Consider the following 21837-nt stretch of genomic DNA (forward strand, 5'->3'; position numbering starts at 1 on the left):
CACGCACGGTCACGAGACGTCTCGCAGGGTGGGCCAGCCGCGTCGTGGCGCGGCTGGCCCACCCTGCGAGTCTAGGGTGGGGAACATGGCAACGCATCGAGAGGTTCTGCAGTGGCTCGAGAACGAGCTGTTCGACGGACACCTGGTGCTGGGGCAGCGGCTGCCCACTGACAAGGACCTGGCGGCGATCTTCCGGGTCTCCCGCAGCTCCATGCGCGAGGCGCTGAAGATCCTGGAGGCGCAGGGCATCGTCAAGCTCTTCGAGGGCCCGCACCGCGGGATCCTCCCGATCCTGGTGCGTGAGCCGGCGGCGTCCGCGGGACCGGCGCTGCAGCTGCACATGGCCACCTCCGAGCACCCCCTGCGGGACATCGTGGAGGCCCGGGTGCTGCTGGAGACCGCCGCCCTGCACGCCGCCCAGCAGCGCAGCATCCCCCGTGAGGAGCTGCAGGGGATCATGGCCCGGATGGACCGCGAGGACCTCGGGCTCAAGCAGTTCCACGACCTCTACGTGAGCTTCCACATCGCGCTCGTGAAGTCCTGCGGCAACGCCGTGAACGTGGCGCTGTTCACCGCGCTGCGCGACTCCATCTACGAGTACACGATGGCGCTGGTGGGCCACGTGCCCCTGTGGTCCACCACGTCCAGCCGGATCCGCGCGGAGCACCGCGCGATCGTGGGCGCGCTGGAGGCGGGGGACCGCACCCTGGCGGCCCGGCTCGTGCGGGAGCACATCGAGTACCAGTATGAGGAGGCCGGGGTGGACCCGGACCAGGCCCGCAGCACCACGGCGGACCCCCGCGCACTGGGGGAGGCGGGGCACCCGGGCCCCGCGGCGTCGTCGTCCGCCCCGGGCGAGGAGCACGAGCTGAGCTCGCAGCGCCGGGCGAGCGCGTGAGACCGGCCCTCCGTTTTCGGGCGGGGCGGGGTCACACGGTAGGCTATGCCGTAGTTTGCCGTTAATCGGATGTTGCCCCTGAGTTCCACGGGGCGGGGTGGCGTCGACTCGCGACCCCCAGCAAACACACTGTCCAGAGAATTGTGAGGGATCCTATGGGTTCGGTCATCAAGAAGCGCCGCAAGCGCATGTCCAAGAAGAAGCACCGCAAGCTGCTTCGCAAGACCCGCCACCAGCGCCGCAACAAGAAGTAGTCGCGCTCGCGCCAGGCCCCGTTCCCGCACCAGGGAACGGGGCCTGTGCCGTGTGCGTAGCATGGGCGCCATGACCGATCACCCCCGCGTTGCCCAGCCGGCCACCGGCCCCGGCGCCCCTGGGAGCCCGGGTGCCGCACGCTCCGCGTCGGCGCGCGCGGGCCACGACGACGCCGCGGGGCTGGGTTTCGGAGCCACGCATCCGGCACGCACCCCGGCCGGGAGCGCCGGAACCGCTGGAACCGCAGGCAGTGCCGGGACCGCCGGAGCTGCCGGAGCCGCTCACACAGCCGGAACCCCTGGAGCAGTTGGAACCGCCGGAACTGCCCGGCGCACCGGTGGCCTGCTGGCCGGGGTGGACTGGACGCGCCCCCGGCCGCGGCACGAGGTGGTGCTGCTGACGAAACCCGGGTGCCACCTGTGCGACGACGCCCGCGAGGTGGTCCAGCGGGTCTGCGCGCAGACCGGCAGCGCGCTGCGCGAGCAGGACATCACCGGGGACGAGGCGCTCACCCGGGACTACGCCGAGTTCGTGCCCGTGGTCTTCGTGGACGGAGCGGCGTGGGACCGCTGGCGGATCGACGCCGAGCGGCTGCGCTCCGTGCTGGAGTGAGCCGCGGATTGGGGCCTTCCCCCGGGGTTTGAGACACTGGGGCCATGGCTTCCGCAACCGTTCACCTCCTGCGCCACGGCGAGGTCCACAACCCCGAGCACGTGGTCTACGGGCGTCTGCCGGACTACCACCTCTCCGAGAAGGGGGCCCGCATGGCGGAGGCCGCCGCTGCGGACCTCGCCCAGCGGGTGCAGGCGGGGGACGAGATCGTCCACCTGGCCTGCTCCCCGCTGACCCGCACCCGGGAGACCGCCGCCCCGGTGGCGCGCGAGCTGGGCCTGGATGTCCACACGGACGAGCGGCTGATCGAGCCGGCCAACCACTTCGAGGGCCTGCACGTGACACCGGCCGAGCTGGCCAGGCCCCGGCACTGGCCCCACCTGCTCAACCCCCTGCGCCCCTCGTGGGGCGAGCCGTACCGCGAGCAGGTCGCGCGCATGGCCGAGGCCGTGCGGGAGATCGCCCGGGAGGCGGTCCGCCGCGGGGGCGACGGCGCCCAGGCCGTGGCCGTGTCCCACCAGCTGCCCATCTGGCTCACCCGCCTCTCCGCGGAGGGCCGGCCCCTGCCGCACGACCCGCGCCGCCGCGAGTGCAACCTGGCCTCCCTCACGTCCCTGACCTTCCGGGACGTCGACGCCGCCGAGGTCCCCACGGTCTCCTACCGCGAGCCGGCCGCGCACCTCTATCCAGGTGTCAACCAGCTTCCCGGCTCATAATCGATGTCCCACCCCACCCGACCCCTTCCAGGTGCTGCCCCCGTGAACTCACTGCCCTCCTCCTCCCGGCGCCCGGCCACCCGAGCACGCGTGCGCACGGGCGTCATCGCCGTGGTGGCCGCGGTGGGTCTCGCACTCACGGGGTGCTCGTCCTCGGACGACAGCCTCGCGCAGCAGGCCAACGCCGGCGGGGACAAGGGCTACGTGGCCGGTGACGGCTCCGTGAGCGAGTACGCCCCGGACAAGCGAGGGGAGCCCGTGACCTTCGACGCCGCCATGTTCGACGGCTCCACCGTGAGTGCCGAGAGCATGCGCGGCAAGCCCGTGGTGCTGAACTTCTGGTACGCCGGCTGCGCCCCGTGCCGCGCCGAGGCGCCGGACCTCGTGGCGCTGCACGAGGAGTACGGGGACAAGGCCCGGTTCATGGGCGTGAACCTGCGGGACCAGAAGGCCACCGCCGAGGCGTTCGAGCGCACCTTCGGCGTGGACTACCCCTCCGCCACAGACGTCAACGGTGCGGTGCTGCTGGCGCTGAGCGACTACGTCCCGCCGCAGGCCGTGCCCACCACCCTGGTGCTGGACTCGCAGGGCCGGGTGGCAGCGCGCGTGCTGGGCAAGGCGGACAAGTCCACCCTGGACGCGCTCATCAAGGACACGGTGGCCGAGTCCGCATGAACGGCAATCCCTTCGCCGAGGTGATCCTCGACGGCTCACTGATTGCCGCGCTGCCCGTGGCCCTGCTCGCGGGCTTCGTCTCCTTCGCCTCCCCGTGCGTGCTGCCGCTGATCCCCGGGTACCTGGGCTACATCACCGGGCTCACGGGCGCGGACCTGCGCGAGCAGAAGCGCGGGCGGATCTTCTGGGGCGTGCTGCTGTTCGTCCTCGGCTTCTCCGTGGTGTTCGTGGTGATGTCCGTGGTGCTCGCCCAGCTGGGGGCGTTCGCGTGGTTCCTGGGCCAACGCTGGATCATGGTGGTGCTGGGTCTGCTGGTGGCGCTCATGGGCGTGGTGTTCCTGGGCGGCTTCTCGTGGTTCCAGCGCGACCGCAAGATCGAGCGCCGCCCACCTCCCGGGCTGTGGGGTGCACCCGTGCTCGGGATGACCTTCGGGCTGGGCTGGGCGCCGTGCATCGGGCCCACGTTCGCGGCCGTGCAGGCCCTCGCCTACGTGGACGGCGCCTCCACGGGCAAGGCCGTGGTGCTGACCGCCGCCTACTGCCTGGGACTGGGTGTCCCGTTCATCCTCATCGCCCTGGCACTGCGCCGGGGCATGGGCGCCATGTCCTTCTTCCGCCGCCACCGCCTCACGCTGCAGCGCGTGGGCGGCGTGGTGCTCGTGCTCATCGGGCTGGCCATGGCCACGGGCGTGTGGTCCGCGCTGGTCTCCTGGATCCAGTCCGAATTCGTAACCGATTGGGTGATGCCGATATGACCTCAGCGCGCACTCCGCGTGAGCGGAACCCGAAGCGCTCCGACGCGGAGGTCCCGGCCCTCGGCCCGGTGGGCATGCTGCGCTGGGCGTGGCGGCAGCTGACCAAGATGTCCACCGCGCTGGTGCTGCTGCTGCTGCTCGCGATCGCCGCGGTCCCCGGCTCCCTGTTCCCCCAGCGGGTGCAGGACCCGGACGCCGTGACCAGCTACATCCAAGCCAACCCCACCATGGGGCCCTGGCTGGACCGGCTGCAGCTCTTCGACGTGTACTCGTCCTACTGGTTCTCCTCGATCTACATCCTGCTGTTCATCTCCCTGGTGGGCTGCGTGATCCCGCGCGCGGTGCAGCACTTCAGGGCGTGGCGCTCCAAGCCCCCGCGCACCCCGCGGCGGATCTCCCGCATGCCGCAGTACCGCAAGGTCATGCTCGGCGGGCGGGACGGCGCGCCCGGCCCCACCCCGGACGAGGCCGTGGAGCAAGCCGCGGCCGCCCTGAAGAAGCGCGGCTACCGGGTGGCGCCGCAGGACCTCGGCACCGCGGCGCCGTCGGTGGCCGCGGAGCGCGGGATGCTCAAGGAAGTGGGCAACATCCTCTTCCACGTGGCGCTGCTGGCCGTGCTGATCTCCGTGGCCATCGGCTCCCTCTACGGGTACAAGGGCCAGAAGGTGGTGGTGGAGGGCGAGTCCTTCGTGAACACCCTGGTGGACTACGACTCCTTCAACCCCGGGACCAACTTCGACGCGGACTCGCTCAACCCGTTCTCGGTGCAGCTGAAGTCCTTCGAGGCCACCTTCAACCGGGACACCTCGGACCCCAAGCACTACGGCCAGCCCACGGACTTCAACGCGGACCTCACGGTCACGGACAAGCCCGGCGCCACGCCCCAGGACGTCAACCTGGCGGTCAACAAGCCGCTGAACATCGACGGCACCAAGGTGTACCTGGTGGGCAACGGCTACGCCCCCGTGATCCGCGTGAAGGACGGCAAGGGCAACGTGGCGTACGAGGGCCCCGTGGTCACGGTCCCCTCCGACTCCGTGTACACGTCCTCGCTGACCCTCAAGGTCCCGGACGCCGCACCGGACCAGCTGGGCTTCGTGGGGCTGCTGCTGCCCACCGCGGTCTCCCAGGAGGGCCAGATCCCCAAGTCCGTGGACCCGGCGCTGAACAACCCGGCGCTGATCCTCTCCTCGTTCTCCGGGGACCTGGGCCTGGACAGCGGCCAGCCGCAGAACGTGTACGTGCTGGACACCCAGAAGCTCACCGAGCTCAACTCCATGACCTCGGAGAACGGGCCCATCATGCTGGACGCACAGCACCGCACCGCCGATCTGCCCGACGGCAAGGGCAGCGTGGAGTTCCTGGACGTCAAGCGCTACGTGGGCCTGGACGTGCACAGCGACCCCGGGCGGATCCCGGCGTTCATCTCCTTCCTGGTGGCGTTCGCGGGGCTGATCATGAGCCTGTTCATCGCCCGCCGCCGGGCCTGGGTGCGGGCCACCGAGACGGAGGACCCCAACGGGGTGCGGTGTACTGTTCTGGAGTACGGACTGCTGGCACGCGGTGAGGACCACAGGCTGGGCGCGGAAGCGGAGAAACTGACAGCACTGTGGACGTCACTGTGGGAGGACAGCGGTGTCCGGGAGTTCCACCTGAAATCGTCGGATGAGGCGCAGAACAATGGGTAGCGACATCAATGTGACTTTGGGCAACTGGAGCGAGTGGTTCATGCTCCTGGCCGCCATGACCTACATGGTGGTGTTCGTGGCGTTCGTGTGGGACATGGCCAGCCACTCCAAAACCCTGGGGGTCCAGGAGCAGCGCGCGCGCAAGCGCGCCGAGGCGGCCGCGGAGTCCCCGCAGCTGGTGGCCGCGGGCGCGTCCCGCGGGGCCGGGGCGGCGTCGTCCTCCGGCGGTGGCAGCGTGTCCTCGCGCGAGGCCGCGGGATCGTCCGTGGCGAGCGAGTTCCGCACCTCGGCGGACAACCCCGCCCGCGCGGTGGGCGAGTTCGAGGCCCTGAACTACCGCCGCGACGCCCGCCGCCCCGCGGCCCGGGTGGCCGTGACGCTGATGGTGCTCGCGTTCGCGCTGCACGCCTTCGCGGTGATCTCCCGCGGTGTGGCCGCGGACCGCGTGCCGTGGGCCAACATGTACGAGTTCTGCAGCACCGGCGCCCTGGTGGTCTCGGGCGTGTACCTGGTCACGCTGGCCTTCAAGGACCTGCGCTTCGTGGGCCCCATGGTCTCGGGCCTCGTGCTGACCATGCTGTGCCTGGCCACCATCGCGTTCCCCACGCCGGTGTCCCCGCTGCAGCCCGCCCTGCAGTCCTACTGGCTGATCATCCACGTGTCGATCGCGGTAGCCGCCTCGGGCATCTTCACCATCACGTTCGCCATGGCCGTGCTGCAGCTGCTGCAGTCCCGCCGCGAGAAGCGCCTGGCCGCGGGCGAGGAGTCCCGCATGGGCTTCCTGCGCGCCGTGCCCAACTCGGTGACGCTCGAGAACTTCGCGTTCCGACTCAACTCCGTGGGCTTCGTGTTCTGGACCTTCACCCTGGCCGCCGGCGCCATCTGGGCGGACCAGGCGTGGGGCCGCTTCTGGGGCTGGGACACCAAGGAGGTCTGGACCTTCGTGGTGTGGACCGTCTACGCCGCCTACATGCACGCCCGCGTGACCCGCGGCTGGAACGGCAACCGTTCCGCGTGGCTGGCGATCGCCGGCTACCTGTGCGTGGTCTTCAACTTCACCGTGGTCAACACGCTGTTCCCGGGGCTGCACTCCTACTCGGGTCTGTGACCTCGCGGCCGGGTGGCGCCGACGACGCCGCCCGCGCCCCCATACGGCAGAGCCCGCCTCCGCATGTGCTTGCGGAGGCGGGCTCTTTTCGTGTGCATCCCGGGGTGCAGGAGACGGGCCCGGGTGCGGCGGAGACCACCGCCTGCGTCAGGATCGCGGGTCGGTGTCCTCTGCTGCGGGGTGGTTCTCGGTCGGGCCCTCGTCACCCGGGTTCTCCCGGCGGGGCTGCGGTTCTCGCGGATCAGTGCCGCGGGAATCGGTGCCCTGTGAATCGGTGCCGCGGAAATTGGTGCCTCGGGAATCGGCGTCCGGGGCGCTCGTGCCGTCCTCGGCGTCGTCCGTGCCGGGGCGGGCGCCGGGGGCGCGGCCCGTGCGCTTGAGCTCGTTCTCCCACTCCTGCAACCGGCGTGCCTGCTCCTGCTGCTTGCGGCGCTCCTCGAGGTTGCGCAGGAACTGGGGGTCGTCGTCCGGCCCGCGGCCGCGCTCGGGGGCGCGGGCGGCGTCGTCCTGCCGGGGGCGTCCGAAGAAGAGCCACAGCAGCGCGCCCACCACCGGCAGCAGCAGGATCACCAGCAGCCAGGCGCCCTTGGGGATGGCCCGCACGCGGTACCGGTCCGACTGCGCACACTCGATGAGCGCGTAGATGATGACGCCCACCGCGAGCGCACCCGCGGTGATGATGAGAATCGCTCTGCCCATGCGTGTCATCCTAGGCGAGCGGGCCGGGTGCACCCCGTTCATGGCGCGCGGTCCGGGGAAGCGGCGGGCACGAGCGCCGCGGCGCCGTGCGCCGACCGTGCCCGGGAGCCGGGCGTGGCCGGGCGGGGGCGGCGGGCAGGGCGGCGTCGCGGACGTGGGCGGTGACGGACAGCGGGCACGCACCTCGCACGCACCCACCGGCCCAGCGAGGTTGTGCGGGGACGGGGCGGGCGCCCACCGGGGGCGTGCCCCCGGGGAGCACCCAGGGCGCACGCTTAGACTGGTGCCGTGAACTTCGTGAAGTATTCCCTGCTGCGCCTGGGCATCCTGGTGGTCCTGTTCCTGCTGTTCATGCTCGCGGGCCTGGGACTCGTGTTCTCCGGGATCGCCGCCGTGCTGGCCGCGTTTGCCATCTGCTACATCTTCTTCCCCAAGCTGCACTATGCCGCCGGGCAGGACTTCCACCGCTTCATCTCCCGCTCGCCCAAGCCCGCCAACCGCGTGGCGCTGGAGGACCAGGAGATCGAGGACACGTACACGGACGCCGAGTCCCGCAAGGACGTCTGAGCGGGCTCAGCCCACGTACTGGTAGACCAGCACCGCCACCGCGTACAGCACGGTGACACCCAGGTTGATGAACCCGCACTGTTTGAGCACGGGGATCAGCTCGCGCCGCTCGGGGGTCTGGAGCACCGTGCTCGCCGCGCCCACGGCCAGCGGGCTCATGGCGTAGACCAGCAGCACCCAGGGGTTGTGGGGCACCAGCAGCAGCGGCAGGAGCATGCCCACGAGCAGCTCCGCCGTGAACGCGAGGCGCGCCCGGGGATCGCCGAGCCGCACCGCCAGGGTCTGCTTGCCCACCTCCCGGTCACCGGGGATGTCCCGCACGTTGTTGGCCATGAGCAGCGCGCACGCGAACAGCCCGGTGGAGACGGACATGACCCACGCGTCCGCGTTCAGCCGCCCCGCCTGGGTGAGCGTGGTGCCCAGGGTGGCCACGAGCCCGAAGAAGATGAACACGAACACGTCCCCGAGGCCCATGTAGCCGTAGGGTTTGCGCCCGCCCGTGTAGCCCCAGGCCGCGGCAATCGCCAGCAGACCCACGAGCGCGAGCCACCACTGCTGGGAGAGCACCACGAGCGCGGCACCGGCCAGCGCGGCCACCCCGAAGCACGCGAACGCGGCCAGCCTGACCTGGTGGGGAGCGGCGGCCCCGGAGCCGGTGAGCCGCAGGGGCCCCACGCGCTCGTCATCGGTGCCGCGCACGCCGTCCGAGTAGTCGTTGGCGTAGTTCACACCCACCTGCAGGGCAAGCGCGACGACCAGCGCGAGCAGCGCCGGGCCGATCCGCGCGCCGAACATGGCCTGCGCGGCCGCGGTTCCGGCGATCACGGGTGCCGCGGCCATGGGCAGTGTGCGGAGCCGCGCCCCCTCGACCCACTGAGCTGGTGTGGCCACGGTGCAACCTTTCGTGAACTGACGGCGAATTCATCCCATTGTCCCACGCGCTGTGCAGGTGCACATGCCCCGGGCGTCCGGGGTTGTCGGGCCTGTCGGCGCACGATGCCGCCCGCCCCGGCCGATGCCCCGGGCGTCCGGGGAGGGCGTGGGGGTGGGCCAGGGGACTGCGACAGGGACGTCCAACCGGTGGGGGTCCCCGCGGCGCAGGGCGGCGAGCTCTGACGTGTCGGGCGTTCGGTGCTGCCGGAACGGGTCAGGGGGCCTCCACCGTGGTCTCCCGCAGCTCGGGATTCCAGCGGCGCAGCGCGGTGACCTCCAGGACCTCCGGCGCCGGGCTGGCACCGAGGACCTCGAGGGCCCGGGCCACGGTGGGCCCGTCCATACGCTTGGCCAGGGTCACGTGCGGGACCCACGGCCGGGACTCCTCGGGGCCGTCCGTTTGCAGAGCCCGGAGGTCCTCGACGGCCGTGAGCACCGCGGCCGGGACCGCCAGCGCCTCGGCCAGCACCCACGGGCCCCTGCCCAGGACCACGAGGCCCGTGACGGGCAGGGTGCACGGCAGCAGGGTCCCGAACAGCTCCCTGGCACGCTGCAGCACCGACTCCTCGAAGCGCGGTGCGGACAGCACCGTCACGTGCGGGGCGTTGGATGATCCGCGGTGGCGGGCCAGGTTGGGCAGCCCCGCGCGCTCGAGGGCGTCCCAGCGCTCACGGATCGCGGCGTCGTGGGCGGGGGAGAACACGAGGTCCAGGGAGTGCAGGGGCATGGATCCTCCGGTCAGGACGAAGCGCGGTCCGGGTGCTGGGGCCCCTGCCGGGGTGCACTCGGTCGCTCGTCCGACGCCTGCGGGGGTGCTGCGGGTTCCTCGGTGAACAACGCCCCGGCGGCCCTGCGGTCCGGCTTGCCGGTGGTCAGCAGCGGCAGGTGCGCCACGTGGCGCCACTGCTTGGGAACGGCGGGGGCGCCCAGGCGTTCGCGGACGGCCCGGGAGAGGTCGTGCTCCAGATCCCGATGCTCGGGGGAGGAGCCCTGCGACCGGGTGCCTTCGTGGGATCGGGGAGTCCGCGCGGCCACGACCGCGGCCACGGTCTGCCCCCACTCCGGGTGCGCCACCGGCACCACGAGCGCCTGGCGGACCCGTTCATCCGCCAGCAGCACCTCGGCGACCCGACCCGCGGAGACCTTCACGCCGCCGGTGTTGATCACGTCGTCGGTGCGGCCCAGCACGGTGAGCCGGCCGTGCTCGTCCAGGCTGCCGAGGTCGTCGGTGCGGTACCAGCGCCGCCCGTCCGCCACGCGGAAGTGCGCGGCGGTTTGCTCGGGGTCGTCCAGGTAGCCCGAGGCAACCACCTCACCTCCCAGCCAGATGCGGCCCTCGACCGGTGCCACCGGGGACGGTTCACTGGCAGAGCCTGCCGCCACGGAGGGAGCCACCGCCGACCCCGCCTCTGCGGGCAAGGTCCCCGCAGCCCCCACCTCTGCGGGCGAGTTCCCCACCGGCCCATCCTCGGCAGAGGAAGTTCCCATGGACTGCTCCTCGGCGGGAGGGGTGCTCGGTGCGGGGATGTGCGCGAGGTGGGGATCGGCGTCGTCGGGCAGGATGCGGACGGTGACCGTGTCGAGAGGCACCCCGTTGTAGACGCAGCCCCCGCACGTCTCCGACATGCCGTACGTGCGGGCCACCCGCACTCCGGAGGCGTCGGCCAGGGCCGCCAGCGCAGGGGAGAGGGGGGAGCCGCCCACGAGCACGGCGTCGAAGCGCGCGAGCGCCGCCACCGCGCGGGAATCCGGGGAGCCGTCCGCCGGGTCCAGGATGCGCTGCAGCTGGGTGGGCACCACGGACACGTAGCGCACCGCGTGCTCCATGCTCTCGGCGGCATGTGCGAACGCCTCGGGGGTGAAGTGCTCCGCGCCCAGGACCACCGGGGTGGTGCCCGCGAGCACCGAGCGTGCCAGGACCTGCACCCCGGCCACGTAGTGCGCGGGCAGGCACAGCATCCACTGGCCGGGCCCGGAGGTTGCGCGCTCGGTGGCCCGTCCGGAGGCGGTCAGGGCCTCCGAACTCAGCACGGTCTTCTTGGGGCGTCCCGTGGAGCCCGAGGTGGCCACGACCACCGCGGGCCCCGGGCGGGACAGCACCGCCCGCAGCCGGGGCAGCAGCTCGGCGGGGTCCCCCGCCACGGGGCCGTCCAGCAGCACGACGTCGCTCGGCAGCTCCGCGGTCTGCGGGGCGTCGAGCGGGTGGCCAGGCTCTGGTCCGGAAACGGAGGAGCCGGACCCGCGGGGGGCGGGCACGGCGTCGTCGTCGGGGAAGGGGGTGGAACCGGGGCTCACGCGGCGGCTCAGAAGTAGTAGGGGAACGCGGACCAGTCCGGGTCCCGCTTCTGCAGGAAGGCGTCGCGGCCCTCCACGGCTTCGTCCGTCATGTAGCCCATGCGGGTGGCCTCCCCGGCAAAGACCTGCTGGCCCACCATGCCGTCGTCCGGGAGGTTGAACGCGTACTTGAGCATGCGCACGGCCTGCGGGGACTGGGCGGTGATCTTCCGGGCCCACTCCAGGGCGGTGGACTCGAGCTCGGCGTGGGGGACCACGCGGTTCACGGCGCCCATGCGGTGCATGTCCTCGGCGGAATACTCATCGGCCAGGAAGAAGATCTCCCGGGCGAACTTCTGGCCCACCTGGCGGGCGAGCAGCGCGGAACCGTAGCCGGCGTCGAACGATCCCACGGTGGCGTCCGTCTGCTTGAACTTCCCGTGCTCGGCGGAGGCGATGGTGAGGTCGCACACCACGTGCAGCGAGTGCCCGCCGCCAGCGGCCCAGCCCGAGACCGCCGCGATCACCACCTTGGGCATCGTGCGGATCAGGCGCTGCACCTCCAGGATGTGCAGGCGCCCGGCGCGGGCGGGGTCGATGGAGTCCGCGGTCTCGCCCTCGGCGTAGTGGTAGCCGTCCCGGCCGCGGATGCGCTGGTCCCCGCCGGAGCAGAACGCCCAGCCGCCGTCCTTGGCGGAGGGTCCGTTGCCCGTGAGGATCACGGCGCCCACGTCCGAGGACATGCGGGCGTGGTCCAGCGTGCGGTAGAGCTCGTCCACGGTGCCGGGGCGGAACGCGTTGCGCACCTCCGGACGGTCGAACGCGATGCGCACCCACGGGAGGTCCTTCACCACGGCGCCGCTGGCATCCCGCCCCACCCCGCGGTGGTAGGTGATGTCCTGCAGATCGGTGAAGCCCTCCACGGGCCGCCACTGCTGGGGGTCGAAGATCTCGGACACCCGGTCCGGAAGTTGCGCGTTGGTCATGGGTACCACTGTAGGACGGGGTGGGCGGTGCCCTCGCCCGCCCTCGATGGCCGGTGCCACCCCCGCCCGCCCGGGCACCTGCATGTGCTCCGTCAGTGCAGATTTCGGGTCGCTGGGCTGTCTTTGTTCCACTAGATTGTGCGGGGCGCCGGGGAAGTTCTCCGCCCGTCACGCGGAAAGGACCTGCCATGACCCTGCTCCCCGACCTGAGCACCCTCGCCTGGGCCGCCCTGGCGGTGAGCGCAGTGCTCGTGGGGTTCTCCAAGACGGCGCTGCCGGGCATCAACACCCTGGCCGTCGCGATCTTCGCAGCCGTTCTTCCCGCCAAGCCGTCCACCGGCGCGCTGCTCCTGCTGCTGATCGTGGGGGACATGTTCGCGCTGTGGACCTACCGCAAGCACGCGCACTGGCCCACGCTGGTCCGCATGCTCCCGGCCGTTCTGGTGGGTCTCGCGCTGGGTGCCGTGTTCCTCGCGTTCGCGGGGGACTCCCTCGTCCGCCGCGTGATCGGCGTGATGCTGCTGATGCTCATGGCGCTCACGCTCTGGCAGCGTCACCGGGACTCCGCACCCCGGGACGACGATGCCGCTCCGCCCGCCCCTGCCTCTCGCGCCGTGGCCGCGGGGTACGGCTCGCTGGGCGGGTTCACCACCATGGTCGCCAATGCCGGGGGGCCCGTGATGTCCATGTACTTCCTGGCCGCGCGCTTCCCCAAGCACGCGTTCCTGGGCACGGCGGCGTGGTTCTTCGCGGTGATGAACCTGCTGAAGGTCCCGGTATCCGTGGGGCTCGGGCTCATCACCACGCAGACCCTCGTGCTCGACGCACTGCTGGTCCCCGGCGTGGTGCTCGGTGCCTTCGCGGGGCGGTGGGCGATCACGCGCATCCGGCAGCGGGTCTTCGACACCGCGGTCATCGTGGTCACGGTGCTGGGGTCGTTGTACCTGCTGGTGTGACCCGGGGTCGGGGCGCTCCGCGATACTGGACACCATGCTCACCCCCTTCGACCTGGACCGCATCGGCGCGGGGCTCCCGTTCGCGGAGTCCGTTCCCGAGCTGGAGCGCGCCCTGCGTGGGGGAGTGGCCGTGGTCCAGGCCCCTCCGGGCACGGGCAAGACCACGGTGGTCCCGCCCGTCGTGGCCAACCTGGTTCTCGCGGAGAGCGGGTCCACGGCCTCACCTGCCGAGACAGCAGACCCCACCGGTCCAGCGGACGTCGACGACCGCGGTGCGCACGCCTCCTCCGCCACGGCGGGAGCCCCGGGCCAATCGCGCATTTCCACGGACACGGCCGCCCCCGCGCTCGATCCCACCGCCGCCCGCGTCGTCATCGTCCAGCCCCGCCGGGTGGCCGCCCGGGCCGCCGCGCGCCGGCTGGCGGCGCTCACGGGAACGGAGCCGGGCGGCGTCGTCGGCTGGAGCGTGCGGGGCGAGCGGAAGACGTCGAAGGCCACGCGCGTGGAGTTCGTGACCCCCGGAATCCTGCTGCGCCGCCTGCTGCGGGACCCGGAGCTGGCCGGGGCCGCGGCCGTGGTGCTGGACGAGGTGCACGAGCGCGGCGTGGAGTCGGACCTGCTCGTGGGGATGCTCGCGGAGCTGCGGCAGCTGCGGGAGGACCTCGTGCTCGTGGCGATGTCCGCCACGGTGGAGGCGGAGCGGTTCGCGGGTCTGCTGGGAGGGGAGGCTCCCGCGCCCGTGGTGGACTGCCCGTCGGCCCTGCACCCGCTCGCGGTCCAGTGGGCGCCGGGCCCGCAGCGTCTCGACGAACGGGGCGTCACCCCCTCGTTCCTTTCCCACATGGCCCGCACAGCGGCCGACGCACATCGCAGGGCCCTGGCACAGGACCCGTCCGTGGACGCCCTCGTGTTCCTCCCCGGTGCCCGGGAGGTCTCCCACGTGGCGGCCGAGCTACGCGGTCTCACCGACGCCGAGGTCATGGAGCTGCACGGCCAGCTGCCCCCTCGCGAGCAGGACCGCGCCGTGGCGGGACGCGGGCCGGGGGAGCGCCCGCGCATCGTGGTCACCACGTCCCTCGCGGAGTCCTCGCTCACGGTCAACGGCGTGCGCCTCGTGGTGGACTCCGGGCTGGCCCGCCAGCCCCGCCGGGACGCCGGGCGCGGGATCTCCGGGCTCGTCACGGTCTCCGCGTCCAAGGCGTCGGCCGAGCAGCGCGCCGGCCGCGCCGCCCGCCAGGGCCCGGGCACGGTGGTGCGCTGCTACGACGACTCCGCCTGGGGCGCCATGCCCGCCCACACCGTCCCCGAGGTGCGCACCGCGGACCTCACCGCCGCGTGCCTCGCGCTCGCCGTGTGGGGCTCCCCGGGTGGGGAGGGCATGGCCCTGCCGGACCCGCTGCCGCCCCGGGCCCGCGCGGACGCCGACGCCGAGCTGGTCCGGCTGGGTGCTGTGGCCGAGGACGGCCGCGCCACGGATCTCGGGCGCCTGCTGGTCTCCCTGCCGGTGGAACCCCGCTGGGGTCGCGCCCTGCTGGACGGTGCGGACCTCGTGGGCGCCAGAACGGCGGCGGAGGTCATCGCCTCAGTCTCCGACGGCGCCCGCGTGCCCGCCGCGGACATCCCTGCCCTGGTGCGCGGTCTGCGCTCCTCCCGCGGTGGCGAGTCCACCCGGTGGCGCCGCGAGGTGCAGCGGCTGGAGCGGATGGCGGCGCACCCCGCGGCCGGCGGCTCGGCGGACGGGTCCGGGGAGAACACGGATGCGCCGCCTCGCGGTCCGGAACCGGACGTGCCCGCCGAGGTCCGGGAGGGCGTCGTCGTGGGCCTGGCGCGGCCCGAGTGGATGGCCCGGCGGGCGGACGCCCACGGGGACCAGTGGCTGCTCGCCTCCGGCACGCGCGCTGGGCTTGAGGCCGGGAGCCCGCTGCGCCACCACGAGTGGCTGGCCGTCGCCGAACTGACGCGCGCCGCGGGACGGGCCGCCGCGGGTACCGGCGCGGTGATCCGTGCGGCGGCACCCCTTGACCTGCAGCACGCGCAGCTCGTCGCGGGTTCGCTCGCGCGCACCGAGACCCGCGCGAGCTTCTCGAACGGGCGCGTGAGCACCCGTGAGGTGCGCGCGGTGGGCGCGATCGAGCTCTCCGCCACGCCCGTCCGCGCGGACCCGGACACCGCCGTGCCCGCCATCCGCGCCGCGCTCGCCGCCGAGGGCCTGGACCTGCTGCCCTGGGACGACGCCGCCCGGGGGCTGCGCGCGCGCCTCGCCCTGCTGCGTCGTCACCTGGGGCAGCCGTGGCCCGCGGTGGACGACGCCGCCCTGCTCGCCCGATCCGAGGAGTGGCTGGGCCCCGAGCTGCGGGACGTGGCCCGCGGCGGGTCGCTGCGCTCGGTGCGGGTGGCGGACGCCCTGCGCCGGCTGCTGCCGTGGCCCGACGCCGCCCGGCTGGACGAGCTGGCCCCGCGGCGGCTGGACGTGCCCAGCGGGAACACCGCCCGGATCGCCTATCCGGAGGTCTTCGACGAGGATGACCCCGCCCAGCCCCCGGTGGTCGCGGTGAAGCTGCAGGAGTGCTTCGGCTGGGCGGAGACCCCGCGCGTGGCGGACGGCCGCGTGCCCGTGCAGTTCCACCTGCTCTCCCCCGGGAAGGCCACGCTGGCCATCACGGAGGACCTCGCCTCGTTCTGGTCCGGGCCCTACGCCCAGGTGCGCGCGGAGATGCGCGGGCGCTACCCCAAGCACCCCTGGCCCGAGGACCCGTGGAACGCGGTGGCCACCGCCAAGACCTCGCGGGCCCTGCGGCGGGAGGGCTGAGCAGGGGTTCAGGCGCGGGGGCCATCGCGGGCCCGGTGTGCGCACGCGGCGGGGGCGGTGGAGTCTGGACGGTCGCGCCGGTCCGGGGCGGGACGGGACGGAACGGTGCAGGTGGGCGGAGGCCGCCGACCCGTGACCGCGGAGGCGTTGCGGTGCAGCCGGGACGGCCGTGGACACCCCGTTTGAGATCGACTGTGAGCTGCGTTACGGTGAAGTTTCGCCCATTCCCGGAGTGCATCACCACGTGCGCCCCGGGTCCGACCGTTCACCTCACGGCGCGGAAGCACCGGGCAGCACGACTGGCAGACGACCCGCACCGGCCCCTCATCGTTCAGGCCGGTCCGTGTGATCGGCTGGCCCGCGCCACCCCACCTCACCCGTCACGCCGCACGGGAGGGCCGGAGAGCACCCGCGCAGCCGCGGCTCACCGCCCGCACGTGCCCGGACACCGAGGCCTGAGGGGGCGTGTCCGTTCTCAGACACAGATCGCGAAGTGACTCTCATGACCACCACCACTGCTGAAACCACCATGACCATTGATCCCACCGAGACCCCCGCCGTGGGGCCGGAGCTGGCCCGTTCGTGGCTGCTCGTCAACGGCTCCCACACGTCCCGCTTCGACCAGGCCGCGCAGAGCGCCGCGGACGCCGTGGTGCTGGACGTCGAGGACTCCGTGGCGCCCGCGGACAAGGCCCAGGCCCGCGAGAACGTGATCGCGTGGCTCGGTTCCCGCAACCAGGACGGTCAGCTCAACCGCGCGTGGGTGCGCATCAACGGCTTCGGCACCGCGTGGTGGGAGGACGACCTCCGCGCCCTGCGTGACGTCCCCGGCCTGGACGGCGTGATGCTGGCCATGACCGAGTCCCCCGAGCACGTGACCCGCACCGCCGAGATGCTGCGCGGCACCCGGATCGTGGCCCTCGTGGAGACCGCCCGCGGGGTGCAGAACCTGCAGGACATCGCCACCGCGCGCTCCACCTACCGCCTGGCGTTCGGCATCGGCGACTACCGCCGTGACACCGGCTTCGGCGAGAACCCCATGGCGCTCGCGTACACGCGCTCGCAGTTCACCATCGCGTCCCGCGCCGCGAACCTCCCGGGTCCCATCGACGGCCCGGCGGTGGGTGCGCTGGGCGCCAAGCTCGCCGAGGCCACGGGCATCACGGACGAGTTCGGCATGACCGGCAAGCTGTGCCTCATGCCCGAGCAGACCGCCACGGTCAACGAGGGTCTGTCCCCGTCCCTCAGCGAGCTCTCGTGGGCCACCGAGTTCCTGCAGGAGTTCGAGGAGGACGGCGGCCAGATCCGCAACGGCTCCGACCTGCCCCGCCTGGCCCGCGCCCGCAAGGTGCTGGGCCTGGCCACGGCGTTCGGCATGCGCCTGCCGGAGGGCTACGACATGCACTTCGAGGCCCCCACGGACACCTACCACTGCTGATTCCGCGCGGCGCCCGGCACCGGGCGCGCGTGCAGAACCCGGCGCGGCGGCGTCGTCATCCCCGGATGACGACGCCGCCGCGCCGTCTCGTGCGCGCCCGTCCCCTCCCCGTCCGGCACCCGCAGGTCCCCGCGCCGTCCGGTGCCAGCACGCCCCCGGGGCGTCGGGCACCCGCGCATCCCCGCGCCGTCGGGCACGGCCGCGGTAGGGGAGTGACGGAGGGCCCCCGGCCCGTGGTTGGGCCCCGACGGAGACACGCCGCCGCGGAGTGGGCCGCGTCATTGCCTGGCCGGGGGCGACGGCGGAAGATGGTGGCGGGAATGCATTTCGGTGCCATCTGTATCCGGCCTCGGCCGGGCGCGGAACTGGGAGGCGTTTCCGCCAACCGGACCGTGTTCGCGCCGCCGAGGTGGCCGGGTGCGGCCGGGCCGTCAGCGTCGAATGGAGAAGTGACCCCGTGAGCCCGTCCATCGAAACCACCGTCCGCCGCACCAAGATCGGAATCGTGGGAGCGGGTTCCGTGGGAACCTCCCTGGCCTACGCCGCGATGATCCGGGGCACGTCCACGGACATCGCCCTCTACGACCTGCAGACCGCCAAGGTGGAGGCCGAGGCCCTGGACCTCTCCCACGGCCAGATGTTCGCCCCGGGTGTCCGGGTGGAGGGCTCGGACGACGTCGCCGTGCTCAAGGACGCGGACATCATCTTCGTGACCGCGGGCGCCAAGCAGAAGCCGGGGCAGACCCGCCTGGACCTGGCCGGTGCCAACACCGCGATCCTCAAGTCGCTGATGCCGCAACTCGTGGAGCAGGCGCCACAGGCGGTCTTCGTGCTGGTGACCAACCCGTGCGACGTGCTCACCGTGGTGGCCCAGCAGATCACCGGGCTGCCCCACCAGCGGATCATGAGCTCCGGCACCGTGCTGGACACCTCCCGGCTGCGCTGGCTGATCGGCAGCGAGGCGCAGGTGAACACCAGCAGCGTGCACGCCTACATCATCGGCGAGCACGGGGACAGCGAGTTCCCCGTGTGGTCCTCCGCGAGCATCGGCCAGGTGCCGCTCAGCGAGTGGGAGGTGGACGGGCACCGGCCCTTCACCCCCGAGCGCCTGGACGAGCTCAAGGACCAGGTGGTCAACGCCGCGTACCGCGTGATCGAGGGCAAGGGCGCCACCAACTACGCGATCGGCCTGGCCGGCGTGCGGATCGCGGAGGCCGTGCTCAAGGACCAGCAGTCGGTGCTGTCCGTGTCCACGGTGCTCGAGGACTACTACGGCGTGAGCGGCGTGGCCCTGTCCGTGCCGTCCGTGGTGGGTGGCACCGGTGTGGGCCAGCAGCTGCGCATCCCCATGGGCGAGCCGGAGAAGCAGCAGCTGCGCGCGTCCGTGGAGACCATGCGGGCCTCGCTGCGCGACCTCGGCTTCTGAGCCCGCGCACCCCGGGGCAACGGGGTCCACGGGAATGAACGACGCCCTCGCACCGTGCGGTGCGAGGGCGTCGTCCGTCTGCGCCGAGGCGCAGGCCTGGAACTCAGACGGTCCCGGCAGGAGCGTCGCCGGCAGCGGCGTGCGCGGCGGCCGCGGGATCGGCCTGCTCGGGGTGGTTGACGAGGCGCAGGGTCTCGTCGAACTCGCGGTCGATCTCGGGGTTCTCACGGTGCGTGAGCAGCGAGACCACGATGCCCACCAGGCCACCCAGGATGAAGCCCGGGATGATCTCGTAGAGATCGCTCCACGGGGTGTACTGCCACGTGAAGACCACCAGCGCACCCACCACCATGGCGCTGATGGCGCCCGCGTTGGTGAGCTTGCGCCAGAACAGGCTCATCAGCACCACGGGGCCGAAGGCGGCACCGAACCCGGCCCACGCGAAGCCCACGAGATCCAGGATGGTGGAGTTCTGCTCCCACGCGAGCCCGGCGGCCACCACGGCCACGAGCAGCACGCCGCCGCGGCCCAGCCACACCTGCGCCTTGGGGGACGGGGTGCGCTTGGCGGCCAGGTTGTAGAGGTCCTCCACCAGGGCGGAGGAGGAGACGATCAGCTGCGAGGAGATCGTGGACATCACGGCCGCCAGCACCGCGGCGAGCACGAGGCCCGCGATCAGCGGGTGGAACAGCACCTGGGACATGTCCAGGAAGATGGCCTCCGGGTCCGTGGGCTCCTGGCCCGGGCGGTTGCCGTAGTAGGCCATGCCCACCAGGGCGGTGCCGATGGCGCCCAGCACCGTGAGGACCATCCAGCCGATGCCGATCCGGCGCCCGGACTTGGCGTCCGCGGGGGTGCGCAGCGCCATGAAGCGCACGATGATGTGCGGCTGGCCGAAGTAGCCCAGGCCCCACGCGAGCGAGGAGATGATGCCCACCGCGGTGCCGCCCGCGAACAGGGACAGCGCGTTGGGGTTCACGTTCTCGATCCGGTTGACCATCTCACCGGGCCCGCCCACCAGGAAGATGCCCACGATGGGCACCAGCAGCAGCGCGGCGAGCATCAGCAGACCCTGGAACAGGTCCGTGTAGGACGCCCCCAGGAAGCCGCCGAAGAACGTGTAGAGCACGGTCACCCCGGCCACCAGCAGCATGCCCGTGAGGTAGCTGGTGCCGAACGAGGACTGGAAGAACACGCCGCCGGCCACCATGCCGGAGGACACGTAGAACGTGAAGAACACCAGGATGATCACGCCGGAGATCACGCGCAGGATCCGGGTGTTGCCCTTGAGCCGGTTGTCCAGGAAGGAGGGGATGGTGATGGAGTTGTGGGAGACCTCCGTGTACGCGCGCAGCCGCGGCGCCACGATCTTCCAGTTGACCCACGCACCGGCGGTCAGGCCGATGGCCAGCCACGCCTCCACCAGCCCGGAGAGGTACACCGCACCGGGCAGGCCCATGAGCAGCCACCCGGACATGTCCGACGCCCCGGCGGACAGTGCCGCCACACCGGGCTTGAGGTTGCGCCCGCCCAGCATGTAGTCGTCGAGGTTCTTGGTCTTGCTGTTGGCCCACAGGCCGATGCAGATCATGGCGATGAAGTACGCCAGGATCGCCATGAGTTGGTACGCCTGATCGGACATACGCGTGCCTTCCGGTACGGGATCGTTGGACTGCGCCCACTGTATAGGGGTGTGAACATCCACCGGAATTCATGAAGTGAGCTGCGTCACCATGATACGGTTGCCACCGCTCGCCAGGGCGGGGCCGCAGACCGCAGGTGTCTCGGCCCCCCGCTCGCGGGAATCGCGCCTCGCCGGGCGCCGTCACCGCCGTGCTGCTGCCGCGTCGAGGTGGGGGCGCAGCTGGGCCGGGGTGAGGGGAAAGCTTCCCTGCGCGGCGGCCATGCCCCGCCGCGGCACGTGACCCTCAGGTGTCGCGCGCGTCCGGCCAGGGCTTGAAGGTGGTGGGCTCCCGGTTCCAGCTCGGCGGATCCCAGTGCTCCAGCACGTCCGCGGCGGTGCGGACCGGGTGGGCGATCCCCAGGGAGCGGGCCAGCCACCCCACCACGTCCTGCGCCGTGCACCCCAGTTCCTGCAGCTCCCGCAGGGTCACGGCGCCGTCCCGCTTGGCCAGCCGGTCCCCGGAGGGCCCGAGCACCAGGGGCACGTGCGCGTACTCCGGGACCTCGTAGCCCATGAGCTCCGCCAGGTACGCCTGGCGGGGAGCGGAGGGCAGCAGGTCGTCCCCGCGCACCACCTGGTCCACGCCCTGCTCGGCGTCGTCCACCACCACCGCCAGGTTGTAGGCGGGCGTGCCGTCGTTGCGCACCAGCACCATGTCGTCCACGGCACCCGTGAACTCGCCCGCAAAGCTGTCGTGCACGGTGAACTCACGCACCCCGGCGCGGAGCCGCACGGCGGGAGGACGCTCCGTGCGGCGTCGTTCCCGCTGGGTGTCGGTCAGCTCCCGGCACGTGCCCGGGTAGGCGCCCGGAATGCCGTGGGGTGCGGAAGCCGCCGCGTGGATCTCCTTGCGCGTGCAGAAGCACTCGTAGGTGAGGCCCGCCTCCGTGAGGGCGCGCACCCGGTCCAGGAACACGGGGATGCGCTCGGACTGGACGTCCACGGGCCCGTCCCAGTCCAGGCCGATGGACCGCAGGTCCTCGACGTTGCGCTCGGCGGCGCCCCGCTTCACCCGGTCCAGGTCCTCCACGCGCAGCAGGAAACGGCGGCCGGTGGCGCGCGCGAAACCCCACGCGGCCAGGGCGGTGCGCAGGTTGCCCAGGTGCAGGTCCCCGGACGGCGACGGCGCGAAGCGGCCCGCGGGGGCAGGGGCGGTCTCGGGGTGGCGGGCAGTCACGCGAGAGACAGTAGCACCGGCGGCCAGCGGGCCGGCAGGGGGAACCGCGGCCCCCACCGGCCCGGTGCGCAGGCCTCCACCGGCCCCGTGCACAGGCCCGCACCACGCCCCTGCGGCCCGGTCCCCGGGGTCCGCGGGCCTCCAGCGGATGCGGGACCGGTAGTGCGTTACGGATAGAATG

20 protein-coding genes are annotated in these 21837 nt (G+C 72.5%); 13 read left to right on the plus strand and 7 right to left on the minus strand.

Annotation, left to right across the window (positions count from 1 at the left end; all coding sequences use genetic code 11):
- The first annotated feature begins 85 nt into the window (after positions 1-85).
- The 8 genes from DNL27_RS03075 to ccsB all read left to right on the plus strand — a co-directional run bounded on the left by DNL27_RS03075 (position 86) and on the right by ccsB (position 6707).
- Entirely contained in the window at positions 86-898 is an 813-nt protein-coding gene (locus DNL27_RS03075) for a FadR/GntR family transcriptional regulator (protein ID WP_112234674.1), read from the plus strand.
- A gap of 155 nt (positions 899-1053) precedes the next feature.
- Positions 1054-1152, plus strand: coding sequence for a 30S ribosomal protein bS22 (locus DNL27_RS03080; RefSeq protein ID WP_005504750.1), 99 nt, complete (start codon positions 1054-1056; stop codon positions 1150-1152).
- Between the two features lie 391 nt (positions 1153-1543).
- Positions 1544-1765, plus strand: coding sequence for a glutaredoxin family protein (locus tag DNL27_RS12365; protein WP_200571286.1), 222 nt, complete (start codon positions 1544-1546; stop codon positions 1763-1765).
- A 44-nt stretch (positions 1766-1809) separates the two neighbouring features.
- Positions 1810-2481, plus strand: a complete 672-nt coding sequence (locus DNL27_RS03090) for a histidine phosphatase family protein (RefSeq protein WP_112234675.1) — start codon at positions 1810-1812, stop codon at positions 2479-2481.
- A gap of 42 nt (positions 2482-2523) precedes the next feature.
- Positions 2524-3156 carry a TlpA disulfide reductase family protein gene (locus DNL27_RS03095; protein WP_229577887.1) on the plus strand — a complete coding sequence of 211 codons (633 nt, stop codon included), beginning with the start codon at positions 2524-2526 and terminating at the stop codon, positions 3154-3156.
- A complete protein-coding gene (locus DNL27_RS03100) occupies positions 3153-3911 on the plus strand; it encodes a cytochrome c biogenesis CcdA family protein (protein WP_012397562.1) in 759 nt (252 codons plus the stop codon). The genes DNL27_RS03095 and DNL27_RS03100 overlap by 4 nt, the downstream gene beginning before the upstream one ends.
- Positions 3908-5599 (plus strand): cytochrome c biogenesis protein ResB, encoded by a 1692-nt coding sequence (locus DNL27_RS03105; protein WP_112234677.1) that lies wholly within the window; start codon positions 3908-3910, stop codon positions 5597-5599. Before DNL27_RS03100 ends, DNL27_RS03105 begins: the two co-directional genes overlap by 4 nt.
- A gap of 40 nt (positions 5600-5639) precedes the next feature.
- Positions 5640-6707 carry a c-type cytochrome biogenesis protein CcsB gene (ccsB, locus tag DNL27_RS03110; protein WP_012397564.1) on the plus strand — a complete coding sequence of 356 codons (1068 nt, stop codon included), beginning with the start codon at positions 5640-5642 and terminating at the stop codon, positions 6705-6707.
- 147 nt (positions 6708-6854) lie between these two features.
- Here ccsB and DNL27_RS03115 read toward each other — a convergent pair whose 3' ends face one another.
- Complete coding sequence (locus DNL27_RS03115; protein ID WP_012397565.1) at positions 6855-7406, minus strand: PLDc N-terminal domain-containing protein; 552 nt, start codon at positions 7404-7406, stop codon at positions 6855-6857.
- 288 nt (positions 7407-7694) lie between these two features.
- On the opposite strand from DNL27_RS03115, the gene DNL27_RS03120 reads away from it, so the two are divergent.
- Positions 7695-7973 carry a DUF4229 domain-containing protein gene (locus DNL27_RS03120; RefSeq protein WP_012397566.1) on the plus strand — a complete coding sequence of 93 codons (279 nt, stop codon included), beginning with the start codon at positions 7695-7697 and terminating at the stop codon, positions 7971-7973.
- 6 nt (positions 7974-7979) lie between these two features.
- Here the strand turns inward: DNL27_RS03120 and DNL27_RS03125 are convergent, their stop codons facing one another.
- The 4 genes from DNL27_RS03125 to DNL27_RS03140 all read right to left on the minus strand — a co-directional run bounded on the left by DNL27_RS03125 (position 7980) and on the right by DNL27_RS03140 (position 12166).
- Positions 7980-8864: a 1,4-dihydroxy-2-naphthoate polyprenyltransferase gene (locus DNL27_RS03125; RefSeq protein WP_012397567.1), complete on the minus strand. Its 885-nt coding sequence runs from the start codon at positions 8862-8864 to the stop codon at positions 7980-7982.
- 256 nt (positions 8865-9120) lie between these two features.
- Positions 9121-9633: a 2'-5' RNA ligase family protein gene (locus DNL27_RS03130; protein ID WP_112234678.1), complete on the minus strand. Its 513-nt coding sequence runs from the start codon at positions 9631-9633 to the stop codon at positions 9121-9123.
- A gap of 11 nt (positions 9634-9644) precedes the next feature.
- A complete protein-coding gene (locus DNL27_RS03135; RefSeq protein WP_112234679.1) occupies positions 9645-11201 on the minus strand; it encodes an AMP-binding protein in 1557 nt (518 codons plus the stop codon).
- A gap of 8 nt (positions 11202-11209) precedes the next feature.
- Positions 11210-12166 carry a 1,4-dihydroxy-2-naphthoyl-CoA synthase gene (locus tag DNL27_RS03140; RefSeq protein WP_112234680.1) on the minus strand — a complete coding sequence of 319 codons (957 nt, stop codon included), beginning with the start codon at positions 12164-12166 and terminating at the stop codon, positions 11210-11212.
- Between the two features lie 188 nt (positions 12167-12354).
- Between DNL27_RS03140 and DNL27_RS03145 the strand changes: the two genes are divergently transcribed.
- The 4 genes from DNL27_RS03145 (at position 12355) to DNL27_RS03160 (ending at position 18795) form a co-directional block, all read left to right on the plus strand.
- Complete coding sequence (locus tag DNL27_RS03145) at positions 12355-13122, plus strand: sulfite exporter TauE/SafE family protein (protein WP_012397571.1); 768 nt, start codon at positions 12355-12357, stop codon at positions 13120-13122.
- A 34-nt stretch (positions 13123-13156) separates the two neighbouring features.
- On the plus strand, positions 13157-15931 hold the full coding sequence (gene hrpB / locus DNL27_RS03150; RefSeq protein ID WP_112234681.1) for an ATP-dependent helicase HrpB: 2775 nt from the start codon (positions 13157-13159) through the stop codon (positions 15929-15931).
- A gap of 502 nt (positions 15932-16433) precedes the next feature.
- A complete protein-coding gene (locus DNL27_RS03155) occupies positions 16434-17369 on the plus strand; it encodes a CoA ester lyase (protein ID WP_041297291.1) in 936 nt (311 codons plus the stop codon).
- 457 nt (positions 17370-17826) lie between these two features.
- Positions 17827-18795, plus strand: coding sequence for an L-lactate dehydrogenase (locus DNL27_RS03160; protein ID WP_112234682.1), 969 nt, complete (start codon positions 17827-17829; stop codon positions 18793-18795).
- 103 nt (positions 18796-18898) lie between these two features.
- Here the strand turns inward: DNL27_RS03160 and putP are convergent, their stop codons facing one another.
- On the minus strand, positions 18899-20437 hold the full coding sequence (gene putP, locus DNL27_RS03165) for a sodium/proline symporter PutP (RefSeq protein WP_012397575.1): 1539 nt from the start codon (positions 20435-20437) through the stop codon (positions 18899-18901).
- Between the two features lie 286 nt (positions 20438-20723).
- A complete protein-coding gene (gluQRS, locus tag DNL27_RS03170) occupies positions 20724-21656 on the minus strand; it encodes a tRNA glutamyl-Q(34) synthetase GluQRS (RefSeq protein WP_112234683.1) in 933 nt (310 codons plus the stop codon).
- Positions 21657-21837: the final 181 nt, after the last annotated feature.

This window comes from Kocuria sp. BT304 (assembly GCF_003290245.1).
Lineage (GTDB): Bacteria > Actinomycetota > Actinomycetes > Actinomycetales > Micrococcaceae > Kocuria > Kocuria rhizophila_A.